General features: G+C 67.4%; 19 protein-coding genes. 6 read left to right on the forward strand and 13 right to left on the reverse strand.

Going from position 1 to position 19,229, the window contains the following annotated elements; all coding sequences use genetic code 11:
• The 7 genes from ACN675_RS21555 to ACN675_RS21585 form a co-directional block, all read right to left on the reverse strand.
• A partial coding sequence (locus tag ACN675_RS21555) for an acyl-CoA dehydrogenase family protein (RefSeq protein WP_420752785.1) occupies positions 1 to 1,130 on the reverse strand: 1,130 nt, incomplete at its 3' end.
• A gap of 34 nt (positions 1,131 to 1,164) precedes the next feature.
• The gene (locus ACN675_RS21560) at positions 1,165 to 2,523 is read right to left on the reverse strand and encodes an MFS transporter (RefSeq protein WP_420752786.1); all 1,359 of its coding nucleotides are present in this window, start codon (positions 2,521 to 2,523) and stop codon (positions 1,165 to 1,167) included.
• 82 nt (positions 2,524 to 2,605) lie between these two features.
• On the reverse strand, positions 2,606 to 3,400 hold the full coding sequence (locus tag ACN675_RS21565) for a MaoC/PaaZ C-terminal domain-containing protein (RefSeq protein WP_420752787.1): 795 nt from the start codon (positions 3,398 to 3,400) through the stop codon (positions 2,606 to 2,608).
• Positions 3,401 to 3,424: 24 nt separating this feature from the next.
• Positions 3,425 to 4,174, reverse strand: a complete 750-nt coding sequence (locus ACN675_RS21570; protein ID WP_420752788.1) for an enoyl-CoA hydratase/isomerase family protein — start codon at positions 4,172 to 4,174, stop codon at positions 3,425 to 3,427.
• A complete protein-coding gene (locus ACN675_RS21575) occupies positions 4,171 to 5,556 on the reverse strand; it encodes an amidase (RefSeq protein WP_420752789.1) in 1,386 nt (461 codons plus the stop codon). Before ACN675_RS21575 ends, ACN675_RS21570 begins: the two co-directional genes overlap by 4 nt.
• Positions 5,549 to 6,310, reverse strand: a complete 762-nt coding sequence (locus tag ACN675_RS21580) for an SDR family NAD(P)-dependent oxidoreductase (RefSeq protein ID WP_420752790.1) — start codon at positions 6,308 to 6,310, stop codon at positions 5,549 to 5,551. Before ACN675_RS21580 ends, ACN675_RS21575 begins: the two co-directional genes overlap by 8 nt.
• 51 nt (positions 6,311 to 6,361) lie before the next feature.
• A complete protein-coding gene (locus ACN675_RS21585; protein ID WP_420752791.1) occupies positions 6,362 to 8,761 on the reverse strand; it encodes an alpha/beta fold hydrolase in 2,400 nt (799 codons plus the stop codon).
• Between the two features lie 179 nt (positions 8,762 to 8,940).
• Between ACN675_RS21585 and ACN675_RS21590 the strand changes: the two genes are divergently transcribed.
• From ACN675_RS21590 to ACN675_RS21610, 5 genes are all read left to right on the forward strand, one after another.
• Complete coding sequence (locus ACN675_RS21590; RefSeq protein ID WP_420752792.1) at positions 8,941 to 9,558, forward strand: TetR/AcrR family transcriptional regulator; 618 nt, start codon at positions 8,941 to 8,943, stop codon at positions 9,556 to 9,558.
• 190 nt (positions 9,559 to 9,748) lie between these two features.
• Positions 9,749 to 10,129 carry an ethanolamine utilization protein gene (locus ACN675_RS21595; protein ID WP_420752793.1) on the forward strand — a complete coding sequence of 127 codons (381 nt, stop codon included), beginning with the start codon at positions 9,749 to 9,751 and terminating at the stop codon, positions 10,127 to 10,129.
• A gap of 20 nt (positions 10,130 to 10,149) precedes the next feature.
• Entirely contained in the window at positions 10,150 to 10,650 is a 501-nt protein-coding gene (locus ACN675_RS21600) for a dimethylamine monooxygenase subunit DmmA family protein (RefSeq protein WP_420752794.1), read from the forward strand.
• Complete coding sequence (locus ACN675_RS21605) at positions 10,650 to 11,645, forward strand: PDR/VanB family oxidoreductase (protein ID WP_420752795.1); 996 nt, start codon at positions 10,650 to 10,652, stop codon at positions 11,643 to 11,645. The genes ACN675_RS21600 and ACN675_RS21605 overlap by 1 nt, the downstream gene beginning before the upstream one ends.
• Positions 11,642 to 12,667, forward strand: a complete 1,026-nt coding sequence (locus tag ACN675_RS21610; RefSeq protein ID WP_420752796.1) for a heme-dependent oxidative N-demethylase family protein — start codon at positions 11,642 to 11,644, stop codon at positions 12,665 to 12,667. The genes ACN675_RS21605 and ACN675_RS21610 overlap by 4 nt, the downstream gene beginning before the upstream one ends.
• Before the next feature lie 53 nt (positions 12,668 to 12,720).
• Here the strand turns inward: ACN675_RS21610 and ACN675_RS21615 are convergent, their stop codons facing one another.
• The 6 genes from ACN675_RS21615 to thiD form a co-directional block, all read right to left on the reverse strand.
• Complete coding sequence (locus ACN675_RS21615) at positions 12,721 to 13,047, reverse strand: hypothetical protein (RefSeq protein ID WP_420752797.1); 327 nt, start codon at positions 13,045 to 13,047, stop codon at positions 12,721 to 12,723.
• A 40-nt stretch (positions 13,048 to 13,087) separates the two neighbouring features.
• On the reverse strand, positions 13,088 to 13,849 hold the full coding sequence (locus tag ACN675_RS21620) for an SDR family oxidoreductase (protein ID WP_420752798.1): 762 nt from the start codon (positions 13,847 to 13,849) through the stop codon (positions 13,088 to 13,090).
• A 49-nt stretch (positions 13,850 to 13,898) separates the two neighbouring features.
• Positions 13,899 to 15,170, reverse strand: coding sequence for an amidohydrolase family protein (locus tag ACN675_RS21625; RefSeq protein WP_420752799.1), 1,272 nt, complete (start codon positions 15,168 to 15,170; stop codon positions 13,899 to 13,901).
• Between the two features lie 63 nt (positions 15,171 to 15,233).
• Complete coding sequence (locus ACN675_RS21630; RefSeq protein WP_420752800.1) at positions 15,234 to 16,580, reverse strand: cytochrome P450; 1,347 nt, start codon at positions 16,578 to 16,580, stop codon at positions 15,234 to 15,236.
• A 51-nt stretch (positions 16,581 to 16,631) separates the two neighbouring features.
• Positions 16,632 to 16,823, reverse strand: coding sequence for a ferredoxin (locus tag ACN675_RS21635; RefSeq protein WP_420752801.1), 192 nt, complete (start codon positions 16,821 to 16,823; stop codon positions 16,632 to 16,634).
• 304 nt (positions 16,824 to 17,127) lie between these two features.
• Complete coding sequence (gene thiD / locus ACN675_RS21640) at positions 17,128 to 17,919, reverse strand: bifunctional hydroxymethylpyrimidine kinase/phosphomethylpyrimidine kinase (protein WP_420752802.1); 792 nt, start codon at positions 17,917 to 17,919, stop codon at positions 17,128 to 17,130.
• A 126-nt stretch (positions 17,920 to 18,045) separates the two neighbouring features.
• On the opposite strand from thiD, the gene ACN675_RS21645 reads away from it, so the two are divergent.
• The coding region (locus ACN675_RS21645; RefSeq protein ID WP_420752803.1) for a WD40 repeat domain-containing protein at positions 18,046 to 19,229 on the forward strand (1,184 nt) is incomplete at its 3' end.

Raw genomic sequence — 19,229 nt, forward strand, 5'->3', positions numbered from 1 at the left:
TTCCCGATGATGTCGCGCTGGATCTCGTTGGTGCCGCCGTAGATAGTGGCACCGAGAGCCGCGCGCACGTGCTGCGCCATGTCGAACTCGGTGGAGTAGCCGTAGCCGCCCATCATCTGCATGCCTTCCAGCGCAGTGTTCTTCGCGACCTCCGTCGCCTTGAGCTTCGCCATGGACGACGCGCGGGCCAGGCCCTGCGGATCGTCACCGGCATCGGCGCGGTGGGCGACGCTGTAGACGAGCAGACGGGTGCATTCGATCTCCGTGGCGAGATCGGCGATTCGGTGCTTGATCGCCTGGTACGAGCCGACCCGATTGCCGAACTGGGTGCGCTCGGAGACGAACGCCAGAGCGTCGTCGAAGGCGCGTTCGGCGACGCCGAGCATCTGCGCGGCGAGGATCAGCCGTTCGGTTGCCAGACCGGGCATGAGCTGGGCCCATCCCTGGCCGACCTCCCCGACCACCGAGTCGGCGGGCAGCACGCAGTCGGTGAAGTAGAGGTCGTTGACCTCGGTGCCGCCCAGCGTGTCGATGCCCTTGATCGTCAGCCCCGGCGTGTCGGCCGGCACGTGGAACATGGTGAGCCCGTGGTGCTTCTTCTCGCCCCGCTCGGTGCGGGCGACCAGCAGGATGCTGTCGGCCTGATGCGCGTTGGTGATCCACGTCTTCTGGCCGTTGATCACCCAGCCGTCCGCGGTGCGCTCGGCGCGGCAGGACAGTGCTGCGACGTCGGACCCGGCCTCCGGCTCGGACATCGCGATCGCCAGCGCCGCACCCTCGGCGAGCCGGCCCAGCACCGTCCGCTTGAGCTCTTCGCTCGCGAACTTGGTGTAGATCCCGGCGGTGATGAGGGTCGTGCCGTGCCACGGGACCGGGGCCAGGCCGCGGTGGAGTTCCTCGAGCAGGACGCACAGGTCGACGTGGTTGCCGCCGGCTCCGCCGTACTCTTCGGGGACGTTGATCGCGGCCCAGCCGAGTTCGGCGATCCGTCGGTTCAGCTCGAGGCTGTGCCCTTCCCGGCCGCAGTCGGTGAGTTTGTCGCGCTGTTCGCGGGTGCCCACCTCACGGCGGCAGAACTCGCGGACGGCCGCACCGAACTCGCGCTGCTCCTCGCTGAGCATCACAGTCATGGAAATCTCCTGCTCGAAATGGAAAGGGTGCCGATCAGGCGGGCTCGCCGACGCGGACCCGGACGTCCCGGGACTCTCCGTCGGGATCGTTCGCCGCCGTCCCGGAGGTGAAGTGGCGGCGCATGGAAGCCGCTGCCACGAAGGAGATCACGGCGGTGACGACGAGGATCGCGGCGAGCGGCCACCAGTGCTTCGATCCGTCCGTCGGCACCAGGGCAGCGGCGACCAGCGGCGTAGGAGCCGCCCAGGCGACGCCCGAGAACGCACTGCACAGGGCGACACCGCTGTACCGGACCTCGGTGGGGAACAGGTCGGCGGTCATGCTCGACACCACGGCGTAGGTGGTGGCGTGACCGAGGACGAGGGCCGCCGAGAACGCGACGATCATCAGCCCCATGTTTCCCGTGTTGAACAGCAGGAAGAGGGGGAAGGCGAACAGGCCTGTGAACACCACGCCGCCGATGAAGACGGTCCACGCCGACAGGCGGTCGCACAGGATGCCGACGCCGATCATGGCGAACAGGTCGATGGTCGCGGCGACCAGCAGGATCATCAGGGTGTCGCTCTTGGAGAACCCGTGGACGTTCGTCGCCATCGTGAGCATGTACGTGGTGATCAGGTAGAACAGCACGATCACGCTGGCCTGGAGACCGATGCCGGCGAGGACTCGTCCCGGCAGCGTCCGCAGAACCGTGAGGATGGGGCGGTCCGTGACCGTGCCCGTCTCCTTCACCTCGGCGAACTCGCTCGACTCCTCGACACCGAGCCGGATGATCAGGCCGATGATGACGAGGACGAAGCCGGCGAGGAACGGAATCCGCCACCCCCAGGACATCAGCTGGTCGTTGGGCATCCGGGCGACGAAGTACATGACGACGGTCGCCAGCACCAGCGCGAGAGGGCTGGCGATCTGCGGGGCGGATCCGTAGAAGCGCTCCCGGGCCTTGGGTGCGTTCTCGACGCTCATGAGCACTGCGCCGCCCCACTCACCGCCGACCGCGACACCCTGCAGGAAGCGGAGCGCGGTGAGCATGACAGGAGCCCAGATGCCGACTTGGTTCCAGGTGGGCAGCAGGCCGATGAGGCCGGTGGCGGCACCCATCACGGTCAGCGTCGTGATCAGCGTCGTGCGGCGGCCCAGGCGGTCACCGAGGTGGCCGAAGATGAACGCGCCGACCGGGCGGGCGAGGAATGCGACACCGAGGGTCGCGAACGAGGCCAGGATGCCGACGTTCGATCCCAGCTTGGGGAAGAAGATCCTCGAGAAGACGAGCGTGGCGGCCGTGGCGTAGATGAAGAAGTCGAACCACTCGACGGTGGTGCCGACGAGACTGGCGAGGAACGCGCGCTTTTGCTGCTTGGTTCCGAAGCTGGGAGCGGCATGTGCGGTCATGGATGTGCCCTTTCGGCGGGACTTTCCTGTGGAGCGGGGGAGTTTCCTTCGGTAGAACTGGGGATCGAACGTGGTGGTGCGGTCAGAATTCGGCGTGCCCACCCGAGAGGACACCGGTGTCGCCGATGCGTGCGTCGAAGTCGACGCTCCTGCCGGCGGCCTGTGCCCGGACGGTCAGCGTGGCGTCGGGCAGAACCGGCGCCGCGAAGCGGGCACGGAGCTCCCGGAGTTCCCACGGCTGGGCTCCGGCGGCCTCGGCGACCGTGCGCGCCGCGATGCCCAACGTGCACAGGCCGTGCAGGATGGGTCGTTCGAAGCCGTAGCCCGACGAGACCTCCGGGTCGATGTGGACGGGATGCAGATCGCCGGTGAGGCGGTACAAGGCCGGCAGGTTCGCAGCGATGTGGGAATCCTGCCGGAACGGAGCGGATTCGAGATCGATCCGAGGCGCGGAGGGTGCGCGTTCACCGCCCCACCCGCCCGAGCCGGGCAGGTGGATCGCGTAGGTCGCGGTGAACTGCTCGCACTCGACGGCGATGTCGACGGTCGCCGCGGATCCCTTGTCCCAGACGTCGGCGACACGGGCCCGCATCTCGAGCTTGCCCGACCGGGGGAACGGCGCATGGACCGTCAGCTGCTGTGCGGCGTGGAGCGACTTCAGTCGGTCGTAGGCGCCGAGCTCACCGGCCTCCTCGACCGCCCACAGGCCCAGGCCCAAACCGAAGGTCGGCAGCACGTGCAGGTCCCGCTCGTAGACCAGCGGCAGCTGGTCGGGACGCGCGCCGACGCACAGCGCGTAGAGGATCGCATCGGATTCGTCGTACGAGACGACACGGCTACCGAGGTCGTAGCCCTTCAGGGAGGCAACTGCGTTCATGAGCTTTCCTTCGGGGGAGAGGGGTCAGGAGGCGGAGGCGCCGTGCCGCTCGGAGGCTGCGGCGACCGCCTCGTGTCGAGCGGCGCTGTCCATCAAGCGGATTCGGGTGGCCTGCCATGCGGCGTCGTCGTAGTCTCCGTCGTCGAGTCTGCGGAGCAGGTCCCGTGTCGCGGAGAGGGCGTCCTCCGGGAGGTCGACGAGCCGCTCCGCGAGTGCCAGAGCGTGCTCGCGCGGATCCCCGTCCGCGGAATGGGTGGCCAGTCCGCTGCGTACCGCGTCGTCGGCGTCGAATCGTTCGGCGAGCACCAGCAGCCGGGTGACCGTCGTGCGGGGCAGCGTGGCGTGGACCCGGCGGATCGACGCCGGGTTGTACAGCAACCCGAGTTCGACGGCCGGGACCCGGAACCATGCTCGCGGGCCGACGATCCGGACGTCGCACGAGGTGGCGAGCTCGACACCGGCGCCGACGCACGCCCCGTCGACGACGCCGACGACGGGAACCGCGCTGTTGCGGATCGAGGCGCACGCATCCTCGAGATCCCGGTCGTAGTCGAGGTCGGCGGAAGTGCCTGTCAGATCGGCGAAGTCCGCGCCCGCACAGAACACCCGTCCCGAACTCGTGAGGACCACGGCACGGATTCCGTCCGGCAGGTCGGTGAAGACCCGGCGGAGTTCGCGGAGAAGTTCCCGGGAGAGAGCGTTGCGTCGGTCCGGACGGTCGAGGACGATCTCGAGGACGCCCCCGTGGCGCCGGCGGTCGAGCCCGGCGGTCACGACACCGGCTCCGGGATCGGCCGGGACGCCCAGCGCTCGCGCACCGGAGCGTAGTCGAAACCGAGTGCCGACTCCAGGGACTCCGCGAGGTTCAGCAGCTCGGCGTCGCGGCCGCGGGCGGTGACCAGCTGGACACCGATCGGCAGCCCTTCCGAGGTTCCCGCGGGAAGCGAGATCGCCGGTGTTGCAGCGACATTGAACGGTGAGGTGAAGGGGAAGGCGCCCCACAGCCAGTCCGCCTTCTCGCCGTCGATCGTCTTCGGCCGCTGTTCGTGGGGGAACGCAACGGTCGCCACCGTGGGGGTGAGGATCGCGTCGAAGTCGTGCAGGAAGCTGTCGACACACCGGCGGAAATCACCCAGTGCCTCGCGTGCGAGGGCGACGTCGGCGCTGGTCAGCTGCTCCGCGGCGCGCAGGCTCGCGCGTTCGTACGGGGTGAGCAGTTCCGGCCGTTCGAGCAGATGCGCCCGCTCGCGGAGTTCGTCGTCGAGCACGAGGGGCCCGAAGATCTCGTTCCAGCCGTGGATCGGGATGTCGGTCTCGACGACCTCGTGACCGAGATCCGACAGGATGGAGGCGGCGGCCTCGACCGTGCGGACGACGGCGGGATCGACGGGACGTCCGTCCGGGCGGGGGCAGAAGGCGATCCGCCGGTTCGGTGCCGAGGCACGGGCGAAACTCGTCTCGGCGAGGATCTCGGTCATGATGCGGGCGTCGTCCACCGTCCAGGCGAGCGGACCGGCCGTGACGAAGTCCGTCATCGCCCGGAAGCCGCGCTCGTCCGCACACAGACCGGTGGTGGGCTTGTATCCCACGAGGCCGCTGAAGGCCGCGGGGATCCGGATGGATCCGCCGCCGTCCGAACCGAGTCCGATCGTGGCGAGGCCGGCGCCGACCGAGGCCGCCGCGCCGCCACTCGAACCGCCCGGGGTCCGCGTCGGATCCCACGGGTTGCCGGTCTCCGGACCGAGCAGATTGTCGCTGGTGGCGGACTGGCAGAACTCGGGAACGCTCGTCTTGCCCGGCATCACGGAACCCGCTGCACGCAGGCGGGCGACGGCACCGGAATCCGACCGGGCGACGCGCCCGCGCTGGGTCAGCGATCCGAGGCCGGTCTCCGTGTCCGCGAGATGGAAGGCGTCCTTGATGGACACCGGGACCCCGAGGAGCGGGGCGCGCTCCCCGCGGCGGTACCGTTCGGCCGCGTCGGCGGCCTGGAAACGAGCCAGATCGGCCGTGACAGTCACGTAGGCGCGCACCTCCGGATCGAACCGGTCGATCCGGTCGAGGACCTCTTCGGTGACGTCGATGGGATTCAGGTCACCACGCGCGTAGGCGTCGGTGAGCTCACGGATGGGCAGGTGCAGCGGGTTCTCAGCCATGCGGATGCACCCCACCGCTGATGCCGTAGACCTCGCCGGTGACGTAACCGGCGTCGGGTCCGACCAGGAACGAGACCAGCCCGGCGACGTCCTCGGGACGGCCGACACGGCCGACGAGGGAGCGGTTCTCGGCGTAGCCGGAGAAGAACTCGTCCGGGTAGATCTTGCGGAGGAAGTCGTTGTAGATCAGGCCCGGGGTGATGGCGTTGACCCGGATGCCGTGCTTGCCGTTCTCGGCGGCGGCGACGCGGGTGAGGGCGAGGACACCGGCCTTGGCGGCGGAGTAGGCGGCGCCGTGCTCGGTGCTGGTCTCGTAGGCGGCGATCGAGCTGATGTTGACGATCGCACCGGAGTTGTTCTTCTGCATCACCGGAAGCGCGTAGCGCATGGTGTAGAAGGTGCCGTTGAGGTCGACGTCGAGGCAGCGCTTCCAGGTCTCCGAGGACATCTCGGCGACGGGCTCGATCTTGCTCCAGCCGGCGTTGTTGACGAGAACGTCGAGTCGGCCCTTCTTCGAGGCGATCTCGGACACGACGGCCTCGACCCGGGCCTCGTCGGTGACGTCGAGGACGTAGCTGTCGAACGCGCGTCCGTGCTCGGCGGCCAGCTTCGCGGCGAGTTCCTGGCTGCGGCGCTCGTGGACATCGGTGATGACGACATCGAAACCGTCGGCGGCGAGGCGGGTGGCGATCGCGGCGCCGATTCCTGCGCCCGCGGCGGCGGTGACGAGGGCGGTGGGACGTTCTTGCATCATGGAGCCTTTCGGAAGGGCGGTGTTCTGGAAGTGATTGATCGGTAGGGCTTCTCAGGGGAGAAGTCGGCGAAGCGTCTCGATCGACTGCTCGGGCTGGTCGACGAGCATCAGGTGCCCGGCGCCGGTGATCTCGGAGTAGGTGGCGTGCTCGATCGCACCGAGGATGATGTCCGCGGCCTTCTTCGGGCAGAAGGTGTCGTGGTCGGCACCGACGATCGCGACCTCGGTCTCGCTCCCGATCCGGGCCAGCTCGGGGGTGAGCGGCGACTCGACCAGTGCGGCCATCGCGGTGGAGGCGTTGATGTAACCCTGCGCCTCGCCGACGGCTTCGAGCCGGAATTCCGTGACGGCGTCGAGGTCGGAGTCCGGGTTGTGCAGGGCAGCAGCGGTATCGGCGCGGAGGGCGGCGCGCTGCTCCTCGGCGTCGGTGCCGCGGAAGAGTTCGATGCGGCCGGCGTAGAAGCCTGCCGCTCCGCGCCCGACGACGCTCGAGGTGCCCAGTGCGACGACCTTCGTCACGAGGCCGGGACGCTCGGCCGCGGCGGAGAGGACGACGGTGCCGCCGAGAGAGAAGCCGACGCAGATCGCGGGACCGGTGACCTCCTCGAGGAAGGCGATCAGATCGTCGCGCAGCTGGGCGAGCGTGCCCGCGGGCGAGCCGACGGTGGTGCGTCCGTGTCCACGGAGGTCGTAAGCGTAGGTGGTCACGGGCAGTCCGGCTTCCTGGACGGCGCGCCAGCTGCGGTGGTCCTCGGCGAGTCCGTGGATCAGCACGACCGCGGGGCCCTCACCGGCGCGGGTGTAGGTCACGTCGATGTCGCGGAGCGTGACGGTCTGCGTCGTGAGGTCGACGGTGCTGCTGGTCATATCTTCTCCTGACGAGATCAGTTCTCTGAGAACGTTCTTGCGGATCTTCCCGGCGGGGGTCTCCGGCATGGCGGGCAGAATGCGGATCGACTCCGGCCACAGCCGGCGGGGCACGTCGCGTTCCGCGAGCCATCCGACGAGTTCGTCGAAGGTCGGGGCGGTGCCGAGCGGCTGGATCACCGCGCAGATGCGTTCGCCGAGTCGTTCGTCGGGGCTGCCGACGACGGCCACGCGCGCGATCTGTGGGTGTCCGGAGACGGCGTTCTCGATCTCGACGGGGGAGATGTTGACGCCGCCGCGGATGATGAGGTCCTTGAGACGTCCGGTCAGGCGCAGGTGGCCGTTGTCGTCCACGATTCCGGTGTCGCCGGTGCGGAACCAGCCGTCGGCCGTGAACGACTCGCGGTAGAGCTGTTCCTGACCGATGTAGCCGAGGAAGAGCGACGGGGTGCGCATGACGATCTCACCGTCGGTCCCGCGCGGTGCGAGCGTGCCGTCCTCGCGGATCGTCTCGAGGGTCACGCCGGGCATCACCTTGCCGCAGGTGTGCGCGACGAGCTCGGTGGAGTCGTCCGGCAGGCTCGAGGTCGCACCGCCCTCGCTCATCGCCCAGATCGCTGCGATACGGGTGTCGGGCATCTGTTCCTGCGCCAGCTCGATGAGGCTCGGGGCGACGGGGGCGCCGCCGCACAGGAAGATCCGCATCCCGGCCAGCTTGGGAGCGGCGGAATCCCATGCGGTGTCGACGATGTCCTTGAGGAAAGGAGTTGCGGCCACGGTGATCTCGCAGCCGTACTTCTCGACGAGCTCGAGCGCCCGGCGGGGATTCCAGGCGTCCTGCAGGACCAGGGAGGCACCCGTCATCAGCGACATCCGGGCGCCGTGCCAGAAGCCCGTGCTGTGACCGAGCGGGGAGGGCATGAAGATCGGCCGCTCACCGGAGACCTCGTAGCGGTCGATGACCATCCGGTTGTAGGCGCTCAGGCTCGCCTCGGAATGCGCGATCGCCTTCGACTTGCCGGTGGTGCTCGACGAGAACAGTACGTGGACCAAGTCGTCCGGATAGGCCGGGATCGTCGCCGGTGCGCCGCCGAAGGTGCGCCAGGTGCGGGTTCCGTCACGGTCGACGAGGAGGATCTTCACCTCGCGTCCGAGTTCTTCTGCCAGGACCTCGGATTCGGCGACGAAGTCGCGGCCGCGATGTTCGAGGGGAAGGACGACGACCTTCGCGCCCACGAGATCAGCGGTGTAGGCGATGGATCGAGGATCCGTGGTCACCGGCAGGGTGCCGGCGACCATCCCGCGTCGCGCAACACCCAGGTAGGACGTCATCCACTCGGTCCAGTTGGGCATGCAGACGATGGCGAGGTCGCCTTCGCCCAGACCATGGACGGCAAGTTCCTCTTCGACTTCGCCGGCCTGCTCCCACAGTTCGGCGCGGGACAGTGCGTGTCCTCGGTCGTCGCAAACGGCGAGAGCGTGGGGATCGCGTCCGAGGTGGTCGAGGAAGAGTTCGAGAGGAGTCCGGGTGCCGGCGGTGTAGCCCGGCACGACGGTGGCGAGTGTGGTTGCGCGGGAATTCACGGGGGACTCCGTTTCGGTGAAAGCGGATGAAGAAAAGGGGGCGCCGAGATCGGCGCGATGTCGATGAGGTGATTCTGGGGGAGTAATGTGACTCACGTCAAGAGAGTGACGTCGCTTTTTTGTTAACACTGCTGACGGTCGTGTTAACCGGCTACGATGCCCGCAACGAAAGGAGGGACATGTCGCACCTGCCGAACACCACCAAGGGGCGTCGCACCCGAACCAAACTGCTGGAAGCGGCGCGCGCGGTCTTCGCCCGCGACGGCTATGTCGGCGCCACGATGAGTGGTGTGGCGACGGAAGCCGGGATGTCGCTCGGGGGGCTGTACAGGTACTTCAGCGACAAGGAGGACTTGTTCGCGACGCTGATCGCCGACACGCACGACGACCTGTTCCGTGCCAGTGGCGCAACCGAGCACCGGATCGAGGACGACCCCTACAAGGCGCTGCTCGAGGCGAACACCGGTTACCTGTCGCACTACTACGAGAACCGCGACATCATGCGGACCCTCGTCGAGGCCGCCAGCGTCGACCCGCGTTTCCGTGAGATCTGGTGGTCGATGCGCAATCGGCACATCGACCGGTTCGCCACCGTGCTCAAGGTGAAGTGTCGCATGGATTCGCTCGACGGGCTCGACCTGCGGGGTGTGGTCGAAGCGGTCGCGTGCATGGTGGAACAGTCCGCCTACGTCTGGTACGCCCAGGAGGCTCTCCAACGGTCTCCGATGCCGGTCGAGCAGGGAGCGCAGATCGTCACGCGCATCTGGTACGGCGCCTTCTTCGGATCCGGCAACTGACGAACTCTTCGTTCGGGCCGCGGGATTCAAAGCCCGCGGCCCGAACGTCGTGCTCCCGAGAGGAATCGGTTACACGCGTTAACCGAGCGGCAACCCATCGCGGTGTTTCTTCCCATTATCGTGTGTTTCACGTCAGCGATCGACGTTTGGCCGTACAGCGCGTTCGCGCATTCCTTTCCGAGGAGTTCCCATGTCCGAGACCACGACCACCGCACCCGTTTTCCGGGTGACCTCCGGATTCTGGAAGACGCTCCCGCAGATGTCGCTCGACGAATTCCCGGGAACGAAGGGGTATATCGACGACGTCTATCCGAACCCCGACGGATCGGAGATGGCGGCGGGGTACTTCGCACTCGAGCCCACCGAGGCTCCGCTCGACTACACCTACGAGTACGACGAGATGAAGGTGGTCCTCGACGGCGAGTTCCGCCTCGAAAACCTCGACACCGGTCAGGTCGAGATCGCGCGGGCTCGCGATGCGATCTTCTTTCCCAAGGGATCTCGCATTCGCTTCACCACCCCCGAGGGTGCGCTCGCGTTCTACGTCGGCCACCGGTCCTTCGCACCGTAGGTGATGCGATGAGCGTCTGTATGGATACCACCAGCGTGCCGCGGTGGGAGGAAGAGCGGCGCATCGCCGAGGGTGGACGCTCGGTGACCGTGCTGTCGTTCGGTGATGCCGCACTCACGCAAGCGCGGAGCCTCGTGTCGTCCTTCGGCGGCCGTCGAGTCGGCTGGTTGCGACTGCCGGCCGTGTGGGGTGACACCGCGGCGGAGGTCTTGGAACGTCAACTGAGTGCCGCCCGGGTGGGATGGCGACTCGTTCTCGTCGGGCCGGAAGCTGCAGTGCTGTCGGCGCGAGCGGCGGCCGTGGCCGGAGGGCTTCTCGACGCCGAGATCCTCCCCGTTCCGATCGACGTGACGACGCGCAGCGTCTACTGCGCGCACTGTCACGCCACGCATCTCGCGGACGTCGGGATCGGACAGTGCACGACGTGCCCGACCTGTGTAACGGAACTGATCGTCTACCAACATGTTTCGCGTCTGCACGGCGCCTATCTCGGCTACATGATCGACGCGGAGGAACTCTGATGACACTGATGTCGGAAGCCTCGGCAGGGTCTGCGCGCGCCGAGCCGGGTCTGTATCTGTCGGTCACCGACACGATCGAACTGTCTCCCACCGTCCGGCACGTTCGCCTGGCCGACCCGGCAGGTCGGTCGTTGCCGTCCTTCACTCCCGGCAGTCACATCGTCGTCGCGTGCGGCACGGGACCGGACGGGCGAGTGCGGCGCAATTCCTACTCGCTGACCGGTCCCTCGTTCGAACCCGACCACTACGCGATCTCGGTGCGGCTCGAGGAGTCCGGACGTGGCGGGTCGCGGTGGATCCACGACCTGCGGGTCGGCGATCCTGTCTCGATCTCCACCCCGCGCAGCGCTTTCGCTCCGGTCCTCACGGCCCGGCACCACGTGCTCGTCGCGGGTGGCATCGGAGTCACCCCGATCCTGTCCCATGTCCGCGCCGCCGTGCAGTGGGCACGCTCGTTCGAGGTGCACTACGTCTTCCGCGACGGGGACGGCCCGCACCTCGAAGAGCTCCTGAAACTTTGCGGGGGCCGACTGCGGACCTACGACTCGGGGGACCGTTTCCGCGAATCCGTCGACCCCGTATTGCTGGATCAGCCGATCGGGACACACATGTACGTCTGCGGCCCGTCCGGTCTCGTCGACGACCTCGCAACGCGTGCCCGGGCCGCCGGATGGCCCGGCGCGCGCGTACATTACGAGCATTTCGGTGTCGGCGCGCTGGACCCGGGCGCACCGTTCACCGCGCATCTGCGCCGCAGCGGCCTCGACGTCGCGGTCGATTCCGGCGTGAGCCTGCTCGAAGCACTCGAATCCGAAGGGATCGCGGTACCCAACCTCTGCCGGCAGGGCGTGTGCGGGGAATGCCGTCTGCCCGTGACCGGTGGTGGGGTCGACCATCGCGATCTGTATCTCGGTGAGGCGGAGAAGGAGGCGGGGGACTGCCTGATGCCGTGTGTCTCCCGCGCGAGCGGACAGAGATTGGAGTTGGATCTGTGAGTGCGACAACAGATTTCGCGACCCGCGACAGCGGCACCGATCTTCCGGATCGGATCGCGCGTTTCCCGTTCCCGTTCTCCCGTGACACCTACCGGTACAGCACCAACGTAGAACCTGCCGGAAGCGCCGTGGACACGGTCGCGGGCGGATGGGGCCGGCATCCCGTCGACGTCGACGGCTGCTATCTCGACGACCTCGCCGAGCGGGAGCGGATCCTCGCCGTCGATCCCACCCGCTTCCAATCCTTGCCGCACATGGAGATCGCGCAATGGGACGCGATGATCACGCTGATGCGGATGCTCGCCGAAGCCGATCCGCGCACGTTCGCGCTCGACCGCGACGGCGCGATCCTGCGCTGGAGCAACCGGGCGCTCGACGTCGAACAGGCCTTCGTCTTCGGCGAGCGGTCCACGCTTCCCGAATCTCCGCTGCGCTTCATCGGCAGGCAGATCCAGGAGGACGTCGTGTTGCTCGACCAGCGCGAGGGAGCGCTGTGGGGTGACGCGGGCCTGGTGACCTTCGCGGCCGACTGGTCGCTGCGCTTCGACGTCGGCATGAGTTTTCTCCAGATTCACGGGCCGGTGCCGCGCGTCCACGCCGAAGGGGTGATCCCGCGCGCGCAGCAGTTCCTCATGGGGCTGCAGCCGGGTCAGTGCTACCGGCGCACCAACTGGTCGCTCAGCGTCGACCGCCGGCTCGACCAGTCCACCGAGACCTATCCCGAGTGGGGCCGGGACCGGCGACTGCTCGCCGAGGGACCTCTCGAAGACGTGGGGCGGCGGTTGCACCTGCGCGTCGAGGTCCAGCACCTCGTGCGCCTCGGTACGTCCGGCGCGATCATGTTCCTCATCCGCACGTACCTGCTGCCGTTCGAGGACATCGCCCGGGTGCCCGAATGGGCCGACCGCCTCTACCGTGTTCTCGGCGAACTGCCCGAGGACATGGCGGACTACAAGGGCATCACCCGCACCCGCGAGCCGGGCCTGAAGTGGCTGTGCGAATTCGGCGGTGTGCGACCCTGACCCTCGTGCGTGGTTTCGGTAGCGGTGGCTACCGAAACCACGCACGGGCACGGCTATCTCGAGGACTTGGAGTACTCCGACTTCACCTCCATGATCCGCATCTTCGGGATGGGGCCGTAGCTCAACGAGTCCGACATGTTCAGCTGCTTCGCCGCCGCCGCGGCATGAACGTTGGCCTTGGCCACCAGGGGATCGCCCTCGAGTTCGTACAGCGTGACCGACGGGCCACCGTCGGCATCGGCCGGGCTCAGGCGCGTGGCGCCCACGAAACCGTCGAGCGCGACCACCTCGGGGATGTGGACCTCGTCGTACCACTTGTTGAACTCCTCCAGCCGCTCGGGATGGGAGGGGTACGACTCGACGAGCAGGTAGTGCTTCATTCGTGTTCCTGTCTGTGAGAAATTATGTCGAACAACGGATTCAGACGCGGACGACCCAGCCGCCGTCGATGTTGAGGGTGTGGCCGGTCACCCAGTCGCTTCCCGACGACACGAGATACAGCAGACCGGGGACGAGCTCCTCCGGTTCGCCGAAGGGGAACGGGATGGCGTGCTTGACCATTTCCTTGAGCTCCGGCGGTGACGCGATCGAACCCGCCTCGGTGTTGACCATTCCGGGGGCGATGGCGTTCACGCGAATTCCGAACGGCGCCAGCTCGCGGGCCAGCGACACCGTCATGCTCACCAGCCCGAGCTTGGTGATGCCGTAAGCCTGTGCAGCCATGAAAGCGCCGCTCGAGGACTGGTTCACGATCTTGCCGTAGCCGCGTTCCTTCATGTACGGCACCACGGCGCGGGTACACAGCAGCGGGCCGGTCAGGTTGACGGCGAGCGTACGGTTCCAGAGGTCGAGCTCCATCGTCGTGAGCGTCCCCTCGCCGACGACTTCGGCCATCAGACCCGCGTTGTTCACCAGGATGTCGACGGACCCGAAGTGTTCCGCCGCGGTCGCTGCCATCTCGGTCGTGCTCGCTTCGTCGCCGACGTCGACACGGACCGCGAGCGCGCGATGACCCGCGGCTGTCAGTTCCTCGGCGGCTGCGGTGGCGGAAGCGAAGTTGACGTCCGCCAGGACCACCGCTGCTCCGGCTTCGGCGAGGCCCCGAGAGTAGGCCCGGCCGATCCCGCCTCCCGCGCCGGTGACGATCGCGACCTTGCCGGCCAGCTGTGGAGTGTCTGTCATGGATGTTCCTTCTGGGTCGAAACGGATCGGAGGTCGAGACCTGGAGGGCTCACGGGTGCGCGAGCTCGTAACGCCGGCGGTATTCCTCCTTGGACGTCTCGCTGATGTCCACATCGGTGGCCCGTGCGCGCAGTGCACCGACGATGGCCTGCTCACGCGTGATGTGCTCGAACGGATCCCAGCCGAAGAAGCGCGCAGCATTGGCGAAGGTGATCTTGTCGATCTCGTCGTCGGTGCACCGGGCGGCGTCGAGCTCGGCCTTCAGGATTTCCGGCGATCTCGGCCAGGTCGAGTCGGAATGGGGGTAGTCGCATTCCCATGCGATGGTGTCGATTCCCAGACGGTGACGGTTGTTCAGGCCGCTCGGCTCGGTGATGTAGCAGGCCAGGAAGTTGTTCCGCCAGACGTCGGTGGGGGACATGCCGTCGGGCAGGAAGCTCACTCCCGTCCAGGACTGGTTGACGATGTGGCGTTCGAGCCGGTCGAGCCAGGGCGCGACCCACCCGACGCCGCCTTCGCTCATGGCCACCCTGAGATCCGGGAACTTCCGGAATGCTCCGCTGAGCATGATGTCGGTGGCCGCGATGGTCGAGATCAGCGGAGTCAGCATCAACATGTCGTCGATGTCGAAGCTGCGGGATCGTTTGACCAGGTTGATGCCGCCGCCGATGTGCAGGCTGAGGACGATGCCGTGCTCGACGCACGCCTGGAAGATCGGATCCCAGTACCCGGACTTGAAGTCGGGGAATCCCTCGCCGACGCCGTAGGGGGTTTCGGGGATGCTGATCGAGCGGCATCCCATCGCGGCGATACGGTGAATTTCGGCGACCGACTCGTTCACGTCGAAGAACGGGATGATGCCGATCGGGATGAACCGTCCGGGATGGGTGTCGGGGACCTCCCCGACGACCCAGTCGTTGAACGCCCTGCACGCGGCGAGGGACAGCTTCTTGTCGGGCAGGCTCGCGAGGTGGGTGCCGGCGAAGCCGGGGAAGGTCGCGAACAGGGTCGCGGCGAGGGTGCCGTTGGCGTCCATGTCGCGCACCCGCAGATCCATGTCGTAGACGGCGGGTCGCATCTCGGCGTAGCCGGTGGGATCCATGCCCCATTCGTGTTTGGGCCACGAGACCACGGCGTTGAGGCCGGAACTGCCGACGATCGTGCCCTGGAACTGCCATGCCTGCACGTTGGGGTTGCGCGGGTTGGCGGTGAGTTTGGGCGCCTGGTCCATCAGGCGCTTGGGGAAGTGCTTCTCGAAGATGTCAGCGGGTTCGACCACGTGGTCGTCGATGCTGATCATCACCATGTCGTCGATGTTCATCGAAGTCCTTTCGTCACCCGATCACTCCGGAGAGCCGGACGCGATCCGGTCGGCGTCGGTGGCTCATCTCCGTGGGGTCACCGGCGCAGCGATTCCCTGTTCGTCGACTGCCTTCTGGATCGCGGCGAGGGTCTCGTCGAGCCCGGCGCCGAGCCGGGGGCCGGGTGTGAAGTTGGCCGGAAGCCGGCGCATGCCCTGGATGACACCGATGGAGTCGTAGTGGATCGTGCCTTCGGGGTCGCACTCGAAGTCCGGCGTGCGGTCGAGCACCGCGATCAGCATCCGCTTGAACATCGTGCGCGCCAGGTTGGACCCGATGCAGCGATGGACGCCGAGTCCGAAACTGAAGTGCCGGTTGCCCTTACGCTCCAGGTCGATTTCCTCGGGGTCCGTGAACAGTGCCGGATCCCGGTTCGCCATCGCCCAGGAAAGCCAGACACGTTCGCCCTCCTTGAACTGCACACCGTCGAGCTCGACGTCTGCGGAGAACGTGCGTCCGTCCCCGGCCGACGGGCAGAAGAAGCGCAGGAACTCCTCGGTGGCCGAATCGAGGAGGGTGTCCCGTTCGGCGCTGAGCGTTTCGCGCTTGTCGGGATTCTGGGAGAGCCATTCGAGCGCATGCGAGGTCAGCGCCGTCGTCGTATCGAAGCCGCCACCGATGAGGAGACTGAGAACGCCGAGCAGTTCGAGGTCGTCGGGCTTCTCACCGTCGATCGTGGCCCTGGCGATCGCGTCCACCATCCCGGGGCGGGGGTTCTCACGGATCTCGTGGAGGCTGGACAGAAGATCCAAACCCATGACGCGATGCAGTTCGGCCACCCGATGGACGTCGGGCGAATCCGGCGGCGTGTACATCGCGGCGTGGACCGGTTCGCAGTACACCTTCCATTTGGCGACCGGGATGCCCAGCATGGCCAGCGTGATCACCGCCGGGACGATATTGACGAGGTCGTCGATGAAATCGATCCTGCCTGTTTCGATCTTCTCGTCGAGGCACGCGCGGATCACCTCGTCGATGAGCGGAATCCACTTCTGGATGGCTGCGGGGGACAGATACGGATTGAGCACTGCCCGGAACTCGCGATGTTCGGGATCGTCCATCTCCAGGATTCCGCCGCGGACTCCCGATGCCCTGACGGCGGTCGGGATCATGATGCCCTTGTATCCGCGGCGAACCCCCTTGACGTCGTGATCGTTCGAGATCGAGGCCGAACGAGCGAGGGCGAACACCGCCTCGCCGCCGGCGGCGACCCAGTGGCCACCATGCGTGTCGGACCAGGCCACGGGGCACTTGGAGTGCATCTCCCGGGTGATCTCCGAGAAGTTCTCGCGGTAGTCCGGTGCGTGCCTGTCGAACTGGAAGACGGGTGTTCGGTGATCGGTCTCGATGACGGCCTCCTCAGCGCTCACAGCATTGCCCTCTCTAGCGTCCGGTGGTGGATGGTGTTGTGGCCCAATGGGTCACAGGGCGGAAATCGCCTGTTCGGGGCAGCTGCGCACAGCTTCCCGCGCAGAGTCGGCCAGGTGAGCGGGAACGTCGGCGTCGACGGCTGTCGCGTGGCCGTCGATATCGCTCAATTCGAACAGCGTCGGGGCGGCCATGGCGCACAGTGTGTGTCCCTGGCAGCGTCGTGAATCCACTTCGACTTTCATGACTGTCCTCCGTGTCTAACGAGTTCTCTTCCCTTGCAACACGTTCAACAAGCAGATGGTGAGACGACGACGGCGTCGCGACGGGGCGTGGACGCGCAACTCGCCAGGGGAAGATTGCCGGTCTCGGAAATGAGAACCGTCTTCCGCCACGGCAGAATCGTATTCTGAGACGGTGAGGTGTGTAAAGGGCCTGAACGACAAAATCCGCCCGGCTGCCAGTCATCCGCCCTGACGATCGAGGTGAAGAATGACTGGCGGCCGAGCGGATGTCTCCGCGTCGATCAGGAAAGTTCCGGGATGGGGGCTACGCGCCCTGCCACACGGTGTCGAACGGGGTGTTCGCCGACACCCGGCCCTTGATGCCGCGGGTGACGAGGTCCTTCGCGATCTGGACGGCCTGGGCGACGTCGGTGCCCTTCGCGAGTTCGGCGGTGATCGCCGCGGCCAGGGTGCAGCCGGCGCCGGAGACGCGCTCGTTGCCGATCTTCGGTGCCGTCAGCAGCGTGACGTCGGTGCCGTCGAACAGCACGTCGACCGCGTCGTCGCCGTCGAGTTCGACACCGCCCTTGGCGATGACGTACTGCGGGCCGAGGTCGTGGATGCGCCGCGCGGCCTCGATCAGGTCGTCGACGGACTCGATGCTGTCCATGCCGGACAGGGTGCGGGCCTCGAACAGGTTCGGCGTCACCACCGTCGCGTAGGGGAGCACCTGGGTCCGCAGCGCGTTGTCGGTGTCGAGGGCGGCGCCGGGTTCCTGGCCTTTGCAGATCAGGACCGGGTCGAGCACCACGTGCCGCCAGGACTGCCTGCCCAGCGCCTCGGCGACCACGTCGATCGTCGCGGGCGTGCCGAGCATGCCGATCTTCACGACGTCGAGATTGTGCGCGGCGGTCGCGGCCTGGATCTGGTCGGCGATGACCTGCGGATCGATCGGCACGAACCGGTGTCCCCAGTTGTTCTCCGGGTCGAACGAGACGATGCACGTCGTGGTGCCCAGGCCGTACACGCCCAGCTGCTGGAAGGTCTTCAGGTCCGCCTGCAGGCCGGCGCCACCGGTCGCTTCCGAACCGGCGATGACGAAGGCGAGGTCGACCACAGCAGTGTTCTCCGTTCGAGGTGGGGATGATCGGCAACCAGATTACAACCGGCCGCCACGCCACTTTCCGCACACCCGCCCCGCAGGGTCCCGGCAACGGACGGTCGCGGCACTACTGTGTCCGCCATGACGGCGTTCGACGACCTCGACGACTACCTGGCCCTTCCCCGCGTCACAAGCCTCGCGTTGTCCCCGGACGGCACGCGCGTGGTGATCGCACTGTCCACCCTCGACGAGAAGTCCACCGCCTACGTCGGCGCGCTTTGGGAACTCGACCCGGACGGGCAGAACCCGGCGCGCAGGCTCACCCACGGTGCGAAGGGCGAATCGAACCCGGTCTTCACCGCCTCGGGCGACCTGCTGTTCACCGCCGCGCGCGGCGGCGACGACGATCCGGCGTCGCTGTGGCGGCTGCCCGCCGGCGGGGGAGAAGCGGTGCAGATCGCGAAGCGCGCGGGCGGAATCTCCGCGGTGCGTACGGCAACCCGCGCTGATCGCATCGTCGTGACCGCGAACGTGCTGGGCCACTCCGACGGCGACGACGAGCGCATCCGTTCCGCCCGCAAGGACGCCAAGGTCTCCGCCGTCCTGCACACCGGTTATCCCGTGCGTTACTGGGACGCCGACCTCGGCCCGGACCGCCCCCACCTGCTCTCGGTCGGCACCGAGAAAACCCTCGACGACCTCACACCCGGTATCCGCGGCTCGTTGCGCAACGCCGACCTCGACATCGCCGCCGACGGCCGCTTCGCCGTCACCACGTGGTCGGTGCCCGGCCCGCTCGCGTCGCGCCGCAGCACGCTCGTGCGCGTCGATCTCGAGACGGGCCTGCGCACCTCGATCGTCGACGACGAGGACGCCGAGGCCACCGCGCCGCGGATCTCCCCGGACGGCGCCCGACTGGCGTACCTGCACCAGACCGTCACCACTCCCGAGGACCCGCCGCGGATCACCTTGCGTGTGTGCGACCTTGCCACCAAGGAGACGGTGGACACGACCGTCGGCTGGGACCGTTGGCCCACGTCCCTGGCGTGGCTGCCGGACGGGTCGGGGCTGCTGCTCACCGCCGATGATCACGGCCGCGCACCGATTTTCGCGTTCACGCTCGGCGCCGACGTGCCCGTCCGGCTCACCGCCGACGACGCCGCCTACACCGACGTGAAGGTCGCGGCGGACGGCCGGTTCGCGTATGCGCTGCGCGCGTCCTACGAGGCACCCCCGCATCCCGTGCGGATCGCGCTGACCGGCGATGACCGCGGCACCGTCGTGCAGTTGCGGGCGCCGGGTGAGTTGCCGGAACTTCCCGGACG

Source organism: Rhodococcus sp. O3, assembly GCF_048897285.1.
Classification (GTDB): domain Bacteria; phylum Actinomycetota; class Actinomycetes; order Mycobacteriales; family Mycobacteriaceae; genus Rhodococcus.